The organism is Marinobacter sp. es.042 (genome assembly GCF_900188315.1).
In the GTDB taxonomy this organism is placed as follows: Bacteria; Pseudomonadota; Gammaproteobacteria; order Pseudomonadales; family Oleiphilaceae; genus Marinobacter.
In genome coordinates, this window is sequence record NZ_LT897781.1 from 2,902,698 (window position 1) to 2,921,372 (window position 18,675).

Genomic DNA, 18,675 nt, shown 5'->3' on the forward strand with positions numbered 1-18,675 from the left:
CTGTCAGATAGCGTCCCGGATGGTCGGGCAACTCATGCACCGACCGCCGCCCCGGCCACGGCCCAGCTCGGCGCCGGGTATTGCCAGAACTTCGATGCCCGCCGCCGAAAGCGCCGCGTTGGTGTCATCATTGCGGTCATAACCAACAACCACCCCCGGGCTCAGGGCCAGCACATTGTTGCCGTCGTTCCACTGCTCGCGCTCACGTTCTTCCGGGGTATCGCCACCCGTTGCTACAACTTCCAGGGCCGGGTAGCCGAGGATTTCCGCAACCACCTCGAACAGGTGTCGGGAATCCTGACTGAAGGCCAGTGTTTTTGCTCCCTCACCGGGGCGCAAGTCGTAGCAGATCACGGCATCGGCCACTTCCTTGAAGGCGGTGACCACGTTGCCCCCACAGAAGGTAAACACGGTATCCAGGTGCATGGCCGACCGGGTTTTGGGCAGCTGGCAGGCAATCACCCGATCCACCATCCCGCCATCAAAGAGTGCTTTTGATAGTTGCCCGATCGCCTGGGGAGAAGATCGCTCGCCCATGCCTACCAGAACCGTTCTGTTCCCCAGCGGCATGATGTCCCCACCCTCAAGGGTGGCCAGGCCATGGTCTTCCAGAGGATCGCCCCAATGCACGTTCACCTTGCCGGCGAATTTCGGGTGGAACCGGTAGATAGCTGCCATCAGTAGGGTTTCGGGCTTACGGGCAACCCAGTACATGGGGTTCAGGGTGACTCCACCATACACCCAGGCACTGTTATCCCGGGTGAACAGGAAGTTGGGCAGCGGGGGCAACACGAATCCGAAACGTCCCAGATGGTTGCCGAACAGACCGACGGGATCAAATGGCAGATCCCCAACCTCCAGGCCGCCAATCAGGAATTCGGCGAGAGCCTTTTCGGGCAGCTCATCCATCCAGGCCCGCAGATCTGACACCATGCCCACGCCAATGTGGTTCCAGTTGATCCGGTGATCGAGAATCCAGCCCCGACCCTCAGGAATAGCCAGCGTTTCCGCCAGCAACTCGTTAACGTCCAGAACCTCCACGCCCCGACCACGCATCACGCTGGCAAACAGGTCATGATCTTTCTGGGCCTGCTTGACCCAGAAGACATCATCGAACAACAGGGCATCGCAGTTGGACGGCGTCAACCGCCGGTGAGCCAGCCCCGGCCGACAGATGATGACCTGACGTAGGGTCCCGGTTTCGGAGTGCACTCCAAGTGTTTGTTCAGGCATGACAAAACTCCTTTTGTCGAAGGCTCACAGCGGGGTTCACAAGAGTGTACCGACGCTGATGATCACCGTGATAAACACAGTCAGAATAAGCAGCAAGGGCCAGATAAATGCGAGCCAGCGATCGTAGGACACACGCCCTATGGCAAGCCCGCCAACCACAACCGCGAAGGTTGGGTTGATCAGGTTCACCAGGCCATTGGCAGACTGGTAGGCGGTTACCACCAGATCCCGCCCGACGTTGGCAAAATCCGCCAGCGGCGCAAGGATCGGCATGGACAGGACGGCCAGGCCGGAGGACGACGGCACGAAGAAACTCATGCCCACCTCGATCCAGAACATCAGGTTGATAAAGGCCAGTTCCGGCAGGCCACCCAGCGAGGTTTCGGCGCTGTGCAGGATGGTATCGGCGATCATGCCCTGTTCCATGATCACCACAATGCCGCGGGCAAGGCCGACCACCAGGGCAACGCCCAGAAGATCCCGTGCTCCATCGACAAAACTGCCGGTGAGTTTCTTTTCACCCAGTCGTGCAATGATGCCGATCACAATGGCTGCACCAAAGAACAGGGAGCCCATCCGGGCCATCCACCAGCCCTGGGATGACACCCCCCAGATCATCACGGCAAAGGTCAGGGCAAAGATCACCAGGGCAATAATCTGGGTTGTCGTCAGGGTGGCACTGTGAATCTCCTCGTCACCTCCCTGCAGAAACAGTTTCTTGTGCGCTGCCCATTGCTTTGCCACCACCGAGCGCGAGGGGTCGGTTTTTACGCGATGGGCATATCGCATAACGTAGCCGATACAGATCAACAGGCCGCCGATCAGCAGAATGAAACGCAGCACGATGCCGTCGGTGAACGGTATTCCAGCAGCATTGGCTGCAATCACCGTGGCGAACGGGTTGATGGTTGAGCCCAATACGCCGATCCCGGCTCCGATCAGGATGATGGCAACGCCTGTAACGGCGTCGTAGCCGGCCGCAAGTATCACGGGAATCAGAATGGCGTAAAAGGCCAGGGTCTCCTCTGCCATCCCATAGGTCGTGCCACCGATCGCGAAGAGCACCATCAGTATCGGAATCATCCAGATCTCATGGCCTTTCAGATGCCGCATCGCGCTGCGAATGCCGGTATCGATGGCCCCGGTCGCATTCATCACACCGAGGAAACCACCCAGGAACAGTATAAACATGGCGACATCGATGGCATTGGCAACGTAACTGTCGGGGTCGTAGAACCCGGCTGTGGGTGCCATCAGGACATCAACGAAGCCCTGGGGATTCGGATCAACGGTCTGGTAGGTGCCCGGAACTGCCACTTCCCGACCAACCTCTTCATTCATGGCGCGCTCGTACTGCCCGGCCGGAATAAGCCAGGTCAGCGCGGCAACCAAAATAATCAGGCCGAAAAGAATGGTGTAGGCGGTGGGGAATCGGGAAGCAAGGTCGGTTTCAGGGTTTTCTGGCAATTTTTCGTCTTCAGTCACGATGCGTCTCCTTTCCTGAATCGCATGGTGCAGACAGGTTCTTTCCGAGAACCTCAGGGGGCTGAGCACCTCCTCAGCGGTTGCTCACCACTGGCTCAGATCTGCATGGCTACAGCATAGTTCATGAAGTGAGATCCAGATTTGAGGTAGCGCAATTTTTAATCAACCATAAAAAAACCCCGGGTGGACGAGTTGGTTCCACCCGGGGCAAGAATGTCACCCGCCGGCTATGAGAAACGGGTAACCGCCATGCAAAGTCTTACCACCTGGCTGTCAGTGCGGCACGCAGGGTCCGGCCAGGTTCATTAACTCTTACGGCTTCAGGGTTGAATGGATCAGTATTGGCCCTGCTAACGTGGGGCGCCCAGGTATTGTCGAACAGGTTATCCACTGCCCAACTGATGCTCAGATAGTCGGCGAGCGGGTGGCTGCCTGAAAGGTTCAGCACGCCGTAGCCTGGCGAGGTGCCGGGATCCTGGCCGGATTCCAGGTCCACCCGGTCCTGACGGCGGGCCAGCACCCACTCCAGTTCAATGCCATGGCCCATGTGCTGCCAGCCAAGGGTCTGAATAAACTGCACCGGCGGAATCTGCGGCAGGGGTTTGTTTTCGTCACGGTTTTCACCTCGTACCGAGGCCAGACTGCTGTTGGTGCTCCAGGTGCCGTTGCTCCACCCAAGCTGAGCCTCAACACCCATCAGCCGCGCATCGATATTGCGGTAAACGCTGACCTGATCCACGTTGCGAGTGCGCAGGACAAAGTCATCCACCTGATCCACCCACACGGCCGGGCGCCAGTGCCAGCCGTTGCTCTGGCCGGGCATCGCCACTTCCAGCTTGCGATGCGTCTCAGGGTCGAGCGAAGGGTTGCCTACCCAGCGCCTTGCCGGATCCATGTTGTTCCAGCTGGCAATGTAGCGTTCAGTCACGCCCGGGCTGCGGACGCTATGACTTGCCGTAACCACCAGCGACTGGATGGGAGAAAACCGCCAATCGCTGCTCACAAAGCCACTGAAGTTGTCATCGGTCGCATCGGTATTGGTGGTGCCGTAGATCGCCTCGTAGGCATCGGCGGCAGACATGGCCATCATGCCACTACCAAACACCTTGTCGGCGGCCCCAGCGGACATTTCCACGCGATCGTAGCGCACGCCACCACCCAGTTTTAACGCCGGGGTTACCCGGTAGAAGCGCTCAGCGAAGAGGCCGAAACGGTCGCGATCCACGTCAGGCCAGAGCACCGACGTCAGTACATCCAGATTCGCGCCGCCAAACCGGTCGGCGTCCCAGTTATTGGTCTCGACATCCGCACCAATCGCCCAGTCTGTTCTGGCATCCGGACTCTGATCCAGGGTCAGACGCAAGCCCCGGGTTTCGGTCTCGGAATCGGTCAGCATTTTCATCATGGACTCACGGAGACTGAAATTATCCATGATGTGATCAACATCGGCCTGCCAGGCCAGCAGGTTCCAGTTGCCGTTGGCCACGGGCGAGCCTAGCTCCAGTCGCATGATGTCGGTATCGGTTTTCGGCGCATCCATGCCGGAGCCGGCGTATTTCACGTCCCGCTCCTCCTGACGGCTTACCAGGCCTTTGATAAAGAACCCGTTATCCGCCTTCCACGCGGCATCGAGGCGGGCCTCGGAGTTCTTGTAGGCGCTGCGCACTTCGTTGCCATCGCCGTCCTCGTAGTCGTCCGACTCGTCGTAACCACCTGCGAGCCGAAGCCAGGCACTGTCACTCCCCACTGCGGCACTGCCATTGACCAGCTTGCCATTGCCGTTGTCCGCGCCGCCCACCGTCAAATGACCTGTGGTAACGGAATCATCGAAGACAGGCGCTGCTGTGGTGGCAATGATCTGGCCACCGGTGATCGGGCCCCAGCGAAGGGTCTGGTTACTGGTGCGCACCTCGAGCAAGGGCGCCAGTGCCGAACTCAGGCGACTGGTTGGGGGATCCATGCGATTCGGGCAGGCCCCTTCAACGCGGATACCGTCCAGAAGCACATCCACCCGCTCCTGGCTTTGACCACGAATCACCGGTTCCAGCCCCCGACCACCCATTCGGGAGAGCGACACCGACGGATCAGAGGACAAACGTTCAACGGGCTCTGAAGCCAACGTGCTCGAGGCTTCTTCAATGCTCTGGCCCTCAGTAACATGAATGACCGGCAAGTCAGGAGAACTCTCCTGGGCCAACACTCCGGCGGGCAAAGAAACCAATCCCGCAGCACACAATCCGATGAAACGCGTTCCAATTACCGTCGCCATACAACCTCATCCTGACCAGCTCTAATAGTTTGCGCCAATCATAAACATCAGCCGGCGCCGGCGCCTGAGACCAAATGCCGCATCCCTTCGGAGGTATTACCGCGTATCCCGATGGGAAAAAACGCTAGAATGCCCGCTATGGAATGGCTGACCCACTCACAGACCGGATTTCAACAGACTGCCCGCTATCTGCTGGGCATGCGTTTGACTATTGTTGCGCTGCAGCTGATTTCGATCGCCGTGGCGGAAACCATGGTAACTCTGGCCCATCGGGCCGAAGCGGTTATCCTGCCCCTCGCCTACGGGGTTATGGCAACCCTGGCCTGGCTCTGGTTTACCCGTCGCCCACCGCGCTCGACACAGGCCCTCAGCCTGGTGCTGATTGTCGATTTGCTTTTGATCGGAGTCTGGCTTTACCTGACGGGCGGCTATACCAACCCCCTGGTTTCTCTGTTGCTGTTGCCTATCGCCGTTGCCATTGTGCTGGTGCCACGGGGCCAGAGCATTGCCGTCACCGTCGCCGGCGTTGCGGTTTATACCTCCCTGGTGATCTGGCATACGCCGGTCACCCATGGACATCACAACGCCAACCTGGCCCAGTTACACCTGGTCGGCATGTGGGTGACCTTCGCCACAACCGCTGCCATCCTGCTGCTGGTTGTCGGTGCCCTGGCACGTCGCCTGCGCCAGCAACAGGCCCAGCTCGCACAGATACGGGAAACCCGGCTGCGAGATGAACAGATCATCGCCCTTGGACTGTCGGCTGCTGCAGTGGCACATCGCCTGGGGACGCCGCTGAACACCATGACGCTGCTGGTGGAGGAAATGAAATCCGCTGCCCCGGTCGGCGACCCCATCGCCGACGACCTCGCACTGATGGAGAGTCAACTGGGCCTTTGCACAACCCACCTGCAACAGCTGTCTTCGGCGGCCGTGCAAGCCAAGACCGCGCAGCTGGAAACCCTGCCAGCCCGGGACTGGGTTGCACGTCTTCGGGAATCCGCTACCCTGCTTTGGCCGGGTGCCGCCATTGAATGGCGTCAGCCTGTGCCGGACTGCCCGGTTGCCGTGGACGCCACCCTTGATCAGGCCGTTCTGAATGTGCTGGCCAACGCAGTAACAGCCAGTCCGGCCTGGGTCGCCGTTGCCGCCAGTGAAGGTGCCGATGGCCGGCTGGAACTGGTTGTCGAGGACCATGGTGATGGCCTGGAATCCACTCCGGAAGGTACGCTCGGGGACAAGGTGGTCAGTTCGGAGAATGGGCTCGGAGTTGGCCTTTTCCTTTCCAACGCCACCATCCAGCGTCTTGGAGGCACCCTGAAGGCCCGGGGCAGTGCGGAAGGTACCACCATCATCATCGAGTTGCCGATCGCGGCAGCGACCAACGGCCTATCGGGAGACCCTGCGTGAGCAAACAACGAACGTGGCTGCTTATTGATGACGATGACGCCTTTCTGCAGGTGCTTCAACGCTCACTGGGGCGCCAGGGCATCGAGGCCCAGCTTGCCCACGGGCATCAGGAGGCAAAAAACGCTCTGCTGAACGAAACATTTCACCGGTGCGTACTGGATCTGAACCTGGCCGGCGAAAGCGGCCTGCAGCTTCTGCCAGAGCTTCTGGACATGCATCCGGATCTGGAAATCCTAGTGCTCACCGGTTACGGCAGTATCGCTACGGCGGTCGAAGCCATGCGCCGTGGCGCGGTGAACTATCTGTGCAAACCGGTAACGGTCAACCAGCTGTTGGCCGGATTCGAGCCGATTGATGCACCGCCGGATCTCCGGGCGGAGCCGCCCTCGGTCGAGGAAATGGAGTGGGAGCACATCCAGCGGGTTCTCAACGAAAACGAGGGCAACGTCTCTGCCACCGCCCGCGCCCTGAACATGCATCGACGTACACTGCAACGAAAGCTCCAGAAGCACTCGCGCTGGCGCTGACCTATACCCATAGGTATTTGGCGCAAAACTGACATTCATCAATTCACGTAGACCATTTACCCATGGTTTTCCAGAGCTATTCCGGTAGCATGCCCTGACATTTGCGACAGGTCTCACAGGGAGGAGAGTTCGCAAATTTACACACCGGAGTACACGTTACTGACTCTCATGCCCAGATCCCCCACGACGATTACACCACCCTCAGACATCGACCCCAAACGCCTGGCCATGGTTGCGGCGGTTACGCCCAATTTTCTGGTGATGCTGGATGATGCCGGCCGCATTGAATGGGTCAACCCCAGCTTTGAGGAACACACGGGGTATCAGCTTGAGGAGGTGCGTGGATGCCTCCCAAAGGAAGTGCTTTACGGGCCGGACACCGACCCCGAAACCATCAAGCGCATTAACCAGAAGCTGCACCGGGCCGAAATCATTGAAGAGGACATTCTTCACTACACCAGAGCCGGAGAGCCCTACTGGGTGCACACCTATTGCGTTCCGATAGGTACAGAGCAGGGCGTTGCCCCCGGTTATATTGCCATTCAGACGAATATCTCCGACAGGAAGCACGGCGAAAGGGGACTGCGCATCGCAGCCAGTGTGTTTGATCGCAGCCACGAAGCCATCATGATCACCGACCGGTCGAACCGGATCCTGGATGTGAATCCCGCGTTTTCGCGGATTACGGGCTATAGCCGGCAGGAGGTTCTGGGTCTGAACCCGGCGATTCTGAGCTCTGGCCGACATTCCGGGGAATACTACCGGTCCATGTGGCGCACCATCGAGAAAACCGACCACTGGCGGGGCGAAATCTGGAACCGTCGGAAAAACGGTGAAGAGTTCGTGGAACTGCTATCCATCAGCCGCGTGCATCTGGAAGAACCCGGGCAGTATTACCATGTGGCGGCCTTCTCGGACATCACCGCGCTCAAGAACCATGCGCGCGAACTCGACCGGGCGGCCAACTATGACGACCTGACCGGCCTGCCCAACCGCCAGCTGCTGGAAGAGCGACTGCGCAAAGCCCGCAGCCATGCCGACCGGCAACATCGCAGCGTGTCGGTGTGCTATCTGGACCTCGACGGCTTCAAGGGTATCAATGACAAATGGGGGCAGTCGGCGGGTGACCAGACCCTGCGCACCCTGGCCGAGCGACTGACCCGTGCGCTGCGCAGCGGCGACACCGTTGCCCGGATCGGTGGCGACGAATTTGTCCTACTGCTGCAGGGCGATGACAACCACGAAGCGGTTTACCAGCGCATTCTAGCCACCGTCGGCGATCCGGTAACGGTGGGCGATCAGAATGTTTCACTCACGGCAAGCCTCGGTATTACCCGCTACCCGGAAGATGGATCAGACGCCGAAGGTCTGATTCGGCATGCCGATCAGGCCATGTACTCCGCCAAGGAAAAAGGCCGCAATCAGTATCACTTGTTCGATCCCGGCCTGGACGAGCATCGCCGGAACCGGCGCAATCAGTTGATGGAAATCTCCAGGGCCCTGGAAAACGAGGAATTCGAGCTGTTTTTCCAGCCCCAGATCCGTGTCACGGATTGCGAGCTTTTCGGTTTTGAGGCGCTGATCCGCTGGAATCACCCCCAGAAAGGACTGGTCTCGCCTGGCGAGTTTCTACCGATTGTCGAGAACAGTCACCTGGAAGTGCCACTGGGACAGTGGGTTCTGAAAGAAGCGATTCACCAGATGAACGCCTGGAAGGGAGCGGGAGAGAATCTGGCGATCAGCATTAACATTAGCGCTCCGCACCTGATGGACCGCTCATTTGCCGACTACCTGGAGAGTTACCTGCACAGCCACCCGGAGGTGGCACCCGGCCAGATCACGCTGGAGGTTCTTGAATCGACTGCACTGGAGGACACCCAGCGGGCCAGCAATGTTCTGGCGCGCTGCCAGAGCCTCGGGCTTCAGGTGGCGCTGGACGATTTTGGCACCGGTTTCTCGTCCCTGACGTACCTGCGTACGCTTCCGGTGGACATCATCAAGATCGACCAGAGTTTTGTTCGCAACATGCTTGAGGATGCCGGCGACCACGCCATCGTGGAGAGTGTGATTTTCCTGGCCCAGCGGTTCGCCCACCCGGTTCTGGCCGAAGGCGTGGAAACCATGGAACACGCCCGGACGCTGCGGCAGATGGGATGCAATTTCGTGCAGGGTTACGGCATCGCCCGCCCGATGCCAGCGGGTGAAGTACTGGCTTGGGCCAGGCAATGGCGGGCAAAGGCGCAATCCGGAACAACCGGAGACATGCTCGATCCGGCCGTTGTCAGCGGCCAAGGTGTCTGAGAGAGGTGTCCAGGCCAGTGCGGCGTTATCGGTAACGCCGCTGATTCAGTGTTGTCAGCCGATCCGGGTGAAACACCATCAGACCGGTGACGAAGGCGCCGTTAACAAACCCCTCCGGAATCATGAACAACGGCAGGTAACGGATGTATTCATGCACCAATTGGTCGAACGCATAGACGCCGCTGGTCCATAGCATCAGGCACATGACAAGACCGGCGGCGGCGACAGAGATGCCCGCGCCAAAGAACCCGCAAAAGAAGATATAGGCGAAGAAATTCCGGAAATCCCGACGGCGCTCCCAGAGCATGATGCCGTGGCTGACAATGGCAGGCACCATCACCGTGATTAGCCCGTTGGCCGCAAACATGATCAGGGGTTCTCGTCCGGTAATGACTGTGATCACCAGCGCCAGCAATCCCGCCAGCACCGCAAGCGCCCACCCCAGCATCAGCGTTATCACTGTGATCCCGAAAATGTGGATGGCCAGGCCGGGAGAAATGCCTGCCCTCAGCTGCCAGACGAATCCGAGTACCACGGCCGCGCCGAAGAACGAGTGCTGGAGCGCGTTGTCCTTGCGTAAGGCCGTCCAGTCAATGGAGCGCACCGCACGGACAAGAATTACCATAAAAAGCAGCAGCGTGATGATCCACTGGCTGGTGGATAGCAGATTTTCAGTCATGCCCATAGTGAACGTACCGCAGTAACGGGGTCGGGTATGACATCTTAGCGGCTCGCCCCACCCCCGGTGCAAGCGAGCCCAGACAGATCAGGCGACCCGTCTCTCTTGCTTGCCAAGGTCGGTGAGGCGCTGCCAGGCTTCAAAGGTGCTGAGGAAAACCTCGCCACCCAGATGGGAAAGCAGTTCCGTGCCTTTCAGTTTGTCCATGACAGGACCTTTCACTTCCGCCAGATGCAACCTCACTCCTGCATCCTTCATACGCTCGTTGATCGCCTCCAGACTTTCGAGGGCCGAGGCGTCTACCAGATTCACGGCCGGACACATCAGCACAAGATCCTTAAGCTCCGGCTCCCGTATCATCAGGTCCATAACCGTTTCCTCAAGGAAGCGTGCGTTGGCGAAGTACAGGCTCTCGTCCACCCGCAGGAAGGTTACCTTCGGGCAAAGCTCCACATTATGGCGGAGCACGTTGCGGAAGTGCTCGGTTCCCGGTACGCGACCAACCACCGCGCTGTGTGGGCGACTGGTTCGATACAGGAACAGGCCTATTGAAAGCGCCACCCCGGCGATAATGCCGGCCTCGACACTGTGCACCAGAGTCAGCACGATGGTGGCGAGCATGGCGCCAAAGTCCGTGCGGGAGTAGCGCCAGGTGCGTCCCAGGGCCGGAAGGTCGATCAGCGTGGCCACGGCGACGATGATGGTCGCTGCCAGCGTCGCCTGGGGCAAATAGGCAATGGCTGGCGTCAGGAATAACGTGGCCATGGCGATACCCACCGCCGCATAGGCGCCGGCGGCGGGAGTCTCGGCCCCGGCGTCAAAGTTGACCACGGAACGGGAGAAGCCACCGGTGACCGGCATGCCGCCGGAAAAACCGGCGCCCAGGTTGGCAGTACCCAGGCCAATCAGCTCCTGGTCCGGATCGATACGCTGGCGACGTTTCGCGGCCAGGGTCTGGCCAACAGACACCGACTCCACGAAACCCACGACGCTGATCAGCAACGCGCTGACCGCCAGCTGTTGCCACAACTCCATATCCAGGCTGGGCATGGTGAAATCGGGCAGTCCCCGGGGCACATCTCCAACCAGACGCACACCCTGGCCATCAAGCTGGAACTGCCAGGCCACCAGGGTGGTGACCAGAACCGCCAGAATCGGTGCGGTTTTGGTAAGAATATCCGCCATTCTCGGGGCCAACCCCATTGCCATCAGAAGCGGCTTCAGGCGTTTGCGGGCAAGCATCAGGAAAACCAGCGCACCGGCACCAACCCCCACCGTTGCCAGGTTGGTGTCACCGATGGATCCCAAAAGAGAGTGACCGATCTCCAGCAGGTTGTGGCCCGAGGCCTCAATTCCGAAGATATGCTTCAACTGACTGGCGGCAATCACAATCCCGGAGGCCGTGATAAAGCCGGAAATCACCGGATGGCTGAGAAAATTCGCCAGAAAACCCAGTCTGAGGACACCCATCAGGGTCAGCATCAACCCAGACATGACCGCCAGCAAAACGGCACCGGCCACGTATTCCGGTGTACCGGACTCCGCAAGAGGCGCCAGGGCCGCTGCAGTCATCAGGGAAGCCACAGCAACCGGCCCCACCGACAGTGTTCGGCTGGTGCCGAAGACAGCGTAAATCACCAGGGGCAGGATACTGGCGTACAGACCCACCTGGGCAGGCAACCCGGCCAGCAAGGCATAGGCCAGCGACTGGGGGATGAGCATGACGGTAACGATGATCGCGGCCACCAGATCACTGGTGGCCTGATCCCGGCCATATTTGGAGGCCCAATCCAGAATGGGCAGATAGCGTTTAAGATTCATCGGGAATCTCAGAACAGGTTAACCGGTACTTTCAGGTAAACCTGACCATTGTCTTCAGCCGGCGGCATATGGCCTGCCCGCATGTTGACCTGAACCGAAGGCAGAATCAGCCGCGGCATATCCAGGGTCGCATCCCGTTCGGTCCGCATTTTCACGAACTCTTCCTCGGAAACGCCTTCATGGACATGAATGTTCGCTTCCCGCTGCTCTGCCACCGTGGTCATATGCTGATATTCATCACGGCCGGGCGCCTTGTAATCGTGGCACAGGAAGATCCGGGTTTCCGCGGGCAGAGACAGTACCTTCTGGATAGACTGGTACAGGATGCGGGCATCGCCACCCGGGAAATCACAGCGGGCGGTGCCGAAATCCGGCATAAACAGCGTGTCACCCACGAAGGCGGCATCGCCGACCACATAGGTCAGACAGGCCGGAGTGTGCCCCGGGGTATGCAATACACGCCCCTCAAGACCACCGATGGCGAATGTGTCGCCCTCTTTGAACAACTGATCAAACTGGCTGCCGTCGCGCTGGAATTCGGTGCCGGCGTTAAACGCCTTGCCAAATATTTCCTGTACGTCCCGAATGTGCGCACCAATGCCGGTCTTGCCGCCCAGCTTCTCATGCAGGTAAGGCGCGGCCGACAAGTGATCCGCGTGTACGTGGGTCTCCAGAATCCACTCGACCTTCAGATCGTTGCTGCGGATGTACTCGATAATCTCGTCTGCCGAACGCACGTCGGTGGTGCCAGCGGCGTAATCAAAATCCAGGACCGAATCGAGAATGGCGCAGGCCTGGCTGTCCGGGTCGCGCACCACATAGCTGAAGGTATTGGTGGGTTCATCAAAAAAATGCTGAACGATCGGGTTGCTCATGGCAGTCACCTCTGAAGGATCCAAATGTCAATTTCAATCTAAGGATATACTATTTGGTAATATGAGGTGAAATGATCTTTTTTTATATGCGCAATGTTCCTGATACATCAACAAGGCAGTCCCGCCCCGCCTGCTTGGCCAGATAAAGCCGGTCATCCGCCCCGGCGATCAAGGCATCGGGAGTGGCTGGCTGGTCAACGAACTCTTCGATCCCGGCCACACCCGCACTGACGGTCACCGGAATGTCCTCGTCGTTGAACACAAACCTTTCCTCGTGCACAGCTTCGAGAATTCGCTGCACAAGTTGCCTCACGTCCCCGTGTTCCAAGGCGCTGAAAACGACAATGAACTCTTCGCCACCGAAACGGGCAACCACATCCATGGAGCGGGTCTGGCTCACCAGGATGTCAGCAAAGCGCTGGAGGATATAATCGCCCCCGAGGTGTCCGATGGAATCATTGATCTTCTTGAAGTGATCGATGTCGAAAATCGCCAGGGCGAAACGTTCTCCCCGACGGTTACTCCGGCCCAGCATCTCATCCAGCCTGGGCATCAGGTAGCGACGATTGTGCAGGCCGGTCAGCGGATCACGAATGGACTGGTTAAGCAGCTCCTCTTCCAGCCGATTGCGCTCCAGGGTACCCGACAAGAGGCCCGAGACTATGATCAACAGATCGGCCTGGTCCAGACGCCAGCTTCGTCGACGCAGGGAGTCAACGCCGAAAAACCCGGTGACCCGTCCGCGCACCCGGATAGGCACACAGAACATGGAAGACACGCCCTGTTCCTGAAGCAGAGCCCTCTCGGGTGCGGCTTCCCGGGGGAGACGGTCGACATCTTCAATAAACACTACCCGACTGCCACTGATCATCCCCTCGATTTGCTCCTGCCACCAGTGGAAATCCTCGATCGATACCTCCTGCTGGGTCTCAATCAGGGCAGGGACACCGTCCCTGGACCATTCATGGGTATTGGTCATTACGGCGTAATCGTCGGTAAAGCAGTACAGGTAGGCCCGGTCTACCTGGAAAAACAGTCCGATGGATCTCAGAAGCTCATCAATGCACTGATCAATAGTGCCAAAGCCCAGGTTGATGAATTCGGTCGAAAGGCGGGCAATCAGGCGCTGGAAGCCGGCCTGGAAGGAAAATTCGGCCTCGCTCTCGCGCAGGCTCTGCTCGAGGTTCTTGTAATGCTGAATGTTGTGAAACTGGCCGTACCAGATCGTACTGCCATCGGACTGGCGTTCCGGTTCGGACTGCACCTCGAACCATTCATACTCACCATTTCGCAATCTGAGTCGACCCCGGTAACGCCAGGAGGCCAGCTTAAGCGCGGATTCCACGATACTCTCAATGATCACATCGGCATCGTCGGGGTGGATCAATGAAAATACGGCATCGGCATTTTCATTCAGAACCGCAGGGTCGATACCAAACAGTGTCTGAACCTGATCACTGACAAAAGGGTACCTATGCGACTCTTTATCGGCACTAAGCCAATAAATGAACAAGACCCCCGGCACCCCTGAGGCCAGCTTCTGGAAGAATCGGGCAGACATATCGTTTTGCTGCCCGTTACTGGATCCTGTTGCCATGGACCGCACGCCCCCTGACGGCAGTTTCATCCCTTCTAAAGAAGAGTGTAGCCTACCTCAACAGGAACGACGGCATCGAAGTGTCAGAGGGCTTTAAGGCGACTCTTGGCCTCTTCCCGCCGACCGGAATCAGCGACGTCGCGACCCGCCCTGTCGGGTGCTTCGAGGACTTTCTGCAGATAGCTCCGGGCTCGTTCCGGCTCGCCCTGGTCCAGCAGAAAATCGCCAAAGAAAAAATTGGCATCCATACCATCAGGATTGATCGCCAATGCTTTCTGCAAATACTCACGGGCCTTGTCGTCATCACCGAAGCCCAGTGGCCAGCCAGGGACCTGGTAATAAAGGCTGCCAAGGGATGTGTAAGCCGAGCCATCCAGCGCATCGGGGTCGATTGCCAGGGCCGCTTCCAGGGATTTCCGGGCGTCCTTGACCAGGCCCAGGGCACCCAGACCACCTTTGGCACCGGCGTAGGTGCTCAACACAATACCCTGCCAGATCAGCGGCTCTGCCCGGTCCGGATAATGGGCAACAAACTGTTCCGCCTCGCCAGCCAGGCCCTCGAAGGCTTTCTCTTTTTCGTCCTCCGGTACCTGGTACTGGATCTCGGCCCAGCGATGCTGGATGTCGGCCAGCTCGGTCTCAAGAGCAGCTGCCCAAAGCGGCTGGGCAGCCAGACACAGGACCATCAATAAAACACGTTTCATGACAACACTCCCGGATTCAGAAACCGCCGGATCACCGGCAATTGCTTCAGCATCGCCTTATCAACAATTTTGGGCAGGATGCCGTTGATGACCACGAACAACTTCTCGGGCCAGCCCAGAAAACGCCGGCGATCATCATTTTCCATGGCCACCAGAATCTGCGCCGCCACCGCTTCAGGTGCGTCCATGGCGTTGCCGAGTGCCCGGTTCAGCTCGTTCACGGCCTCCGGGTTCATGTCCGTGGCAGTGGCGCGGGGGGCCACATAAATCACCTGAACCGGGGTATCGGCCAGTTCCCTGCGCAGGGCTTCGCTGAAACCGCGCAGACCAAACTTGCTGGCGCAATAGGCGGTGTAACCGGGGAAACCGATGCTGCCAAAGGTGGACCCCACGAACACCAGCGCTCCCTGTTCGGCTTTTTCAAACCTTGGTGCAAAGTGCCTGGCGACAATCATCGCTGACCGGAGATTGACGGCGATCTGGGCGTCCAGTTCATTGACGGTCATATTGCCCAGGCTGGCAAAGCAGTTCTGGCCGGCACAGTGGATAACGCCATCAATATCCGGATAGGCATCGCCGAGCCGAACCAGCTGCTGGTCGAGGTCCGGCGCCGCGAGATCCAGATGCACGAGCGAGACACCTTCCCGATGTTCGAGCTTTTCCGGGTGCCGGGAAGCGATAATCACCCGAGCACCTGCCCTGACCAACGGCTCCACAAGCGCCTTCCCTATACCTCCTGTGCCACCCAGAAGCAGGAACACCCGATCATGCAGCCTCATGGCGCCGCTCCTTGCGATTCTCGGGCACGGGAATGCTGTGCAGCATGTCGCCGTAAAGCCTGTAGACCATACGGGCCGCCTCGATAATGGCCTGCTGATCATCCGGATCGGTAATTTCGTTCATCAGGTTCCGGAAGAACTCGAAATGCTCCTGATCCAGAGCACCATGGGAGTAGAGGTAGCTGAACGCTTCTTTAGGCAGGCCAAGCTGTTTCTGGATGGCTTCACCGAGCGGCGTCGCCAACTCGATCGACGTTCCCTCAAGCACCTGAACCATGCCGAAAAAGGCGGCCGGGTTACCGCGGTTAATGCGGTCATAGAGGTAGGCGACCATCAGCTCGATAGAGGTATCCGGGCTGCCATGACGGATGGTTTCCTTGTCCTCTCCGCAGGCCGCGAGATCGTTGAGGATCCACTCATGGTGGCCATACTCCTCCTCGATGTACTCCACCAACGCCTTGCGCACAAATTCCAGACGCTCGGGCAAGCGACCACCGCAGGCCATCATCAGGGGTACGGTGTGTTTCACGTGGTGATACGCCTGGGTGAGAAACCAGGTATAGCCGTTCAGGTCAAACCGGCCCTCGCGGATGGCCTCAATAACAGGCGCACCGGTTACGTGGGCGCGGGCTTGTGCAGTTTCGGACTGCAGTCGATCGAAAAATGCCATGAAAGATCCTCCTGGCGGGTTTGAAAGTTCAGAATTGGACATCGAAAGGTTCATGAAAATCGGAAATGCACCGACCAGCAGCGTTGGCAGATCCGCCTGAATCTGTTGGCGAACAGGCCGGCCGTTTGCAGTCAGGTAGCCGTCAGCCTGAGTCAATGGCTGACGGCGGATATAGACCCCGGACAACCGGGCGTAGTCCGGCAATTTGTTGTTCAGAGCGTCCAGCTGCGAGCGCAACGCTTCAGGTGAACGACCATCCTGCACCACAACGAGGGCGGAAGGGCGGGGATAGCCATCACCAAACACCACCGCCTGGCGGGCACCAATCGCCTGAATGAGTTCACTCTCCAGCCATTCCGGGCTGATGTTGCGACCGAAGCTGGTAATCAGAAGATTCTTCGCGCGACCATTCACCGACAGGAACCCCCCGGCATCCCGGGAACCCAGGTCACCGGTATCCAGCCACTCATCCCCTGCTGGTTCATCCCCCAGGTAACCCAGGTGGGTGTTACCGGCCACCAGAATGTGTCCGCGGTCGTCCACCCGTACCCGAACATGGGAGAGCGGTTTACCCACCGCACCTTCGCGTTCGGTTCCAGGCACGTTCAATGCAACCACGGAACTGCACTCGGAAAGCCCATAACCCTCATAAATCGGCAGTCCGACCGCGCGGCCCCTGGCAAGCAGGTCGGACGAAACCCGTCCGCCACCAACCGCCAGAAACCGGAAAGAATTACTCTCCAGCTGTTTCTGTTCGGCCGCAGACACCAGCGCCATAGCCAGTTCCGGCACCAGAATCAGGGACTGCGGCTGGTGTTCGTTGATGCCCTGCACCAGCCGGTCGATGTCCAGCCCACTGCTTCCGGTCATGCCCAGATCCTGCAAGGGTGCGACCATTACCGTACTGCCCATAAGCAGCGGCAGATAAACCCCGGCAATGTTCTCCAGCAATGTGGCCAGTGGCAGGATGCACAGGTGCCGCTCAAGGTCGACGCCCTCAAGACGCTCCTGCAAGGCCAGCGTGGTGGCCGTCATCTGGGCCACCGACAGGCAGACGCCCTTCGGGTTGCCTGTACTGCCAGACGTAAAGGTTATCTTCGCGGTCTGCTCCGGCATCCAGGCGGCTGCCGCTGTTACCGGCAAATGCCTTAGCCAGACACCATGGCCAATGTGCTCACCGCCATTGCTTGCGCCCCCTGACAACAGGCAATCAAGGCCAGCTCGTTCAGTCAGGTGTTCCGTCTGGGTCCGTGAAAAAAACACCGGCACGGGGACACACACCACGCCGGCAAGCAAACAGGCCAGATCGGCAAGAATCCACGCCACGGAGTTGTCGCCACACAGGCCGGCCCGGCGCACACCAAGGCGGGTCAACTGGTCGGCGAGAGCCTCGGCCGCCTGCATCATCTGAGCGTAAGTGAAGGCCGACTCCGGCCCCTGGAGCGCCGTTTGTGAGGGTTGGACGGCCGCCTGGCGTTGCAGAAGTTCAGGCAATGTGGCCATAGGAACCTCCTGCCATCGCTTCTTCCCCAGGGGCTTCGGACTCAACCGGCTGAATCAACCGGAGCAAACCGGCGGTCCGCAGTGCCGACATGCCATCGGCGACACGAATCGCCATCACCACCGGATGATGATCGTAATAACGCCCCCAGCCGGCACCGCCATCGGGCAACATGGCGGGATCGGCAGTCGCCAGGACCTGAGTGGCAATGCCCAGACGGTGAAAACTGTTGCGTAGCTGATCCGTGCCGGTGCACACCACCCAGTCATAACCGGCCCCATCCAGCCACACCGACAACGAGGCAAACAGAAAACGGCTGACACCGGCTTCAACGCCCGCCAGATGGGCAATCTCCGCGATCCGATGTCGCTCGATGCCCGCAACCGGCATCACCGACTCCACCGGCACCGACAGATAATCTTCCAGGAACAGTTTTTCCAGCGCGGCGTTACGAACACCGACCGCGGCAAGAAGACTGCCCTGAGCGGTTGTCAGGGCAAGCAATGCCGGTATGCGCAGAGAAGGCTCGGCACCATAGGCATGCAGGAAGCGCCGACGGATAAAATCCGCGACCGTCCCGGCCATTGCCGTCTCGGGACGGATCTCGTTAAACCAGCGACCGGCACAACGGATGACCGGAACCACCTCCCCGGAGTCCGGGGGACAACATGTGGACATCATCAGCGGGTCTGTCATATGGGCTCTCCAGTTTCGCTCCCCGTGGGCGCTTTGATCACGGGTACCAGATTAGGAGCAAAGCCTTAAACCAGGCTTAAGGACGGCCGGGAGAAACCTTAAGGCCGGCTTAAGATTTTTCAGAGGTC

General features: G+C 59.1%; 14 protein-coding genes. 3 read left to right on the top strand and 11 right to left on the bottom strand.

The features are described from left to right. Positions 1-3 precede the first annotated feature (3 nt). The 3 genes from CFB02_RS13585 to CFB02_RS13595 form a co-directional block, all read right to left on the bottom strand. Positions 4-1,233, bottom strand: coding sequence for an arginine deiminase (locus CFB02_RS13585; RefSeq protein WP_088558410.1), 1,230 nt, complete (start codon positions 1,231-1,233; stop codon positions 4-6). Positions 1,234-1,269: 36 nt separating this feature from the next. Further along, the gene (locus CFB02_RS13590) at positions 1,270-2,718 is read right to left on the bottom strand and encodes a YfcC family protein (protein ID WP_088558411.1); all 1,449 of its coding nucleotides are present in this window, start codon (positions 2,716-2,718) and stop codon (positions 1,270-1,272) included. 259 nt (positions 2,719-2,977) lie between these two features. Next, the gene (locus tag CFB02_RS13595) at positions 2,978-4,987 is read right to left on the bottom strand and encodes a TonB-dependent receptor domain-containing protein (RefSeq protein WP_227519217.1); all 2,010 of its coding nucleotides are present in this window, start codon (positions 4,985-4,987) and stop codon (positions 2,978-2,980) included. 138 nt (positions 4,988-5,125) lie between these two features. Here CFB02_RS13595 and CFB02_RS13600 point away from each other — a divergent pair, with 138 nt between their 5' ends. From CFB02_RS13600 to CFB02_RS13610, 3 genes are all read left to right on the top strand, one after another. After that, entirely contained in the window at positions 5,126-6,397 is a 1,272-nt protein-coding gene (locus CFB02_RS13600) for a sensor histidine kinase (protein WP_088558412.1), read from the top strand. Then, on the top strand, positions 6,394-6,924 hold the full coding sequence (locus tag CFB02_RS13605) for a response regulator transcription factor (protein WP_088558413.1): 531 nt from the start codon (positions 6,394-6,396) through the stop codon (positions 6,922-6,924). Before CFB02_RS13600 ends, CFB02_RS13605 begins: the two co-directional genes overlap by 4 nt. Positions 6,925-7,092: 168 nt before the next feature. Then, positions 7,093-9,225, top strand: coding sequence for a GGDEF and EAL domain-containing protein (locus tag CFB02_RS13610; RefSeq protein WP_088558414.1), 2,133 nt, complete (start codon positions 7,093-7,095; stop codon positions 9,223-9,225). A 25-nt stretch (positions 9,226-9,250) separates the two neighbouring features. Here the strand turns inward: CFB02_RS13610 and CFB02_RS13615 are convergent, their stop codons facing one another. The 8 genes from CFB02_RS13615 to CFB02_RS13650 all read right to left on the bottom strand — a co-directional run bounded on the left by CFB02_RS13615 (position 9,251) and on the right by CFB02_RS13650 (position 18,547). Continuing rightward, on the bottom strand, positions 9,251-9,910 hold the full coding sequence (locus CFB02_RS13615; RefSeq protein ID WP_088558415.1) for an energy-coupling factor ABC transporter permease: 660 nt from the start codon (positions 9,908-9,910) through the stop codon (positions 9,251-9,253). A gap of 81 nt (positions 9,911-9,991) precedes the next feature. Then, positions 9,992-11,725, bottom strand: a complete 1,734-nt coding sequence (locus tag CFB02_RS13620) for a SulP family inorganic anion transporter (protein WP_088558416.1) — start codon at positions 11,723-11,725, stop codon at positions 9,992-9,994. Between the two features lie 8 nt (positions 11,726-11,733). Continuing rightward, a complete protein-coding gene (locus CFB02_RS13625) occupies positions 11,734-12,600 on the bottom strand; it encodes an MBL fold metallo-hydrolase (protein WP_088558417.1) in 867 nt (288 codons plus the stop codon). A gap of 82 nt (positions 12,601-12,682) precedes the next feature. Next, positions 12,683-14,197 carry a diguanylate cyclase gene (locus CFB02_RS13630; RefSeq protein WP_088558418.1) on the bottom strand — a complete coding sequence of 505 codons (1,515 nt, stop codon included), beginning with the start codon at positions 14,195-14,197 and terminating at the stop codon, positions 12,683-12,685. A gap of 83 nt (positions 14,198-14,280) precedes the next feature. After that, positions 14,281-14,901: a tetratricopeptide repeat protein gene (locus CFB02_RS13635; RefSeq protein ID WP_088558419.1), complete on the bottom strand. Its 621-nt coding sequence runs from the start codon at positions 14,899-14,901 to the stop codon at positions 14,281-14,283. After that, positions 14,898-15,680: an SDR family oxidoreductase gene (locus CFB02_RS13640; protein WP_088558420.1), complete on the bottom strand. Its 783-nt coding sequence runs from the start codon at positions 15,678-15,680 to the stop codon at positions 14,898-14,900. The genes CFB02_RS13635 and CFB02_RS13640 overlap by 4 nt, the downstream gene beginning before the upstream one ends. Next, positions 15,667-17,853 carry an AMP-binding protein gene (locus CFB02_RS13645; RefSeq protein WP_088558421.1) on the bottom strand — a complete coding sequence of 729 codons (2,187 nt, stop codon included), beginning with the start codon at positions 17,851-17,853 and terminating at the stop codon, positions 15,667-15,669. Before CFB02_RS13645 ends, CFB02_RS13640 begins: the two co-directional genes overlap by 14 nt. Continuing rightward, on the bottom strand, positions 17,837-18,547 hold the full coding sequence (locus CFB02_RS13650) for a thermostable hemolysin (protein WP_172835829.1): 711 nt from the start codon (positions 18,545-18,547) through the stop codon (positions 17,837-17,839). The genes CFB02_RS13645 and CFB02_RS13650 overlap by 17 nt, the downstream gene beginning before the upstream one ends. Between the last annotated feature and the right edge of the window lie 128 nt (positions 18,548-18,675).

What these genes read in the sequence shown, in the direction of transcription:
- CFB02_RS13585 (WP_088558410.1), bottom strand. Translation starts at nt 1,233, where the DNA reads ATGCCTGAACAAACACTTGGAGTGCACTCCGAAACCGGGACCCTACGT.
- CFB02_RS13595 (WP_227519217.1), bottom strand. Translation starts at nt 4,987, where the DNA reads ATGGCGACGGTAATTGGAACGCGTTTCATCGGATTGTGTGCTGCGGGA.
- CFB02_RS13600 (WP_088558412.1), top strand. Translation starts at nt 5,126, where the DNA reads ATGGAATGGCTGACCCACTCACAGACCGGATTTCAACAGACTGCCCGC.
- CFB02_RS13610 (WP_088558414.1), top strand. Translation starts at nt 7,093, where the DNA reads ATGCCCAGATCCCCCACGACGATTACACCACCCTCAGACATCGACCCC.
- CFB02_RS13615 (WP_088558415.1), bottom strand. Translation starts at nt 9,910, where the DNA reads ATGGGCATGACTGAAAATCTGCTATCCACCAGCCAGTGGATCATCACG.
- CFB02_RS13620 (WP_088558416.1), bottom strand. Translation starts at nt 11,725, where the DNA reads ATGAATCTTAAACGCTATCTGCCCATTCTGGATTGGGCCTCCAAATAT.
- CFB02_RS13625 (WP_088558417.1), bottom strand. Translation starts at nt 12,600, where the DNA reads ATGAGCAACCCGATCGTTCAGCATTTTTTTGATGAACCCACCAATACC.
- CFB02_RS13630 (WP_088558418.1), bottom strand. Translation starts at nt 14,197, where the DNA reads ATGGCAACAGGATCCAGTAACGGGCAGCAAAACGATATGTCTGCCCGA.
- CFB02_RS13635 (WP_088558419.1), bottom strand. Translation starts at nt 14,901, where the DNA reads ATGAAACGTGTTTTATTGATGGTCCTGTGTCTGGCTGCCCAGCCGCTT.
- CFB02_RS13640 (WP_088558420.1), bottom strand. Translation starts at nt 15,680, where the DNA reads ATGAGGCTGCATGATCGGGTGTTCCTGCTTCTGGGTGGCACAGGAGGT.
- CFB02_RS13645 (WP_088558421.1), bottom strand. Translation starts at nt 17,853, where the DNA reads ATGGCCACATTGCCTGAACTTCTGCAACGCCAGGCGGCCGTCCAACCC.
- CFB02_RS13650 (WP_172835829.1), bottom strand. Translation starts at nt 18,547, where the DNA reads ATGACAGACCCGCTGATGATGTCCACATGTTGTCCCCCGGACTCCGGG.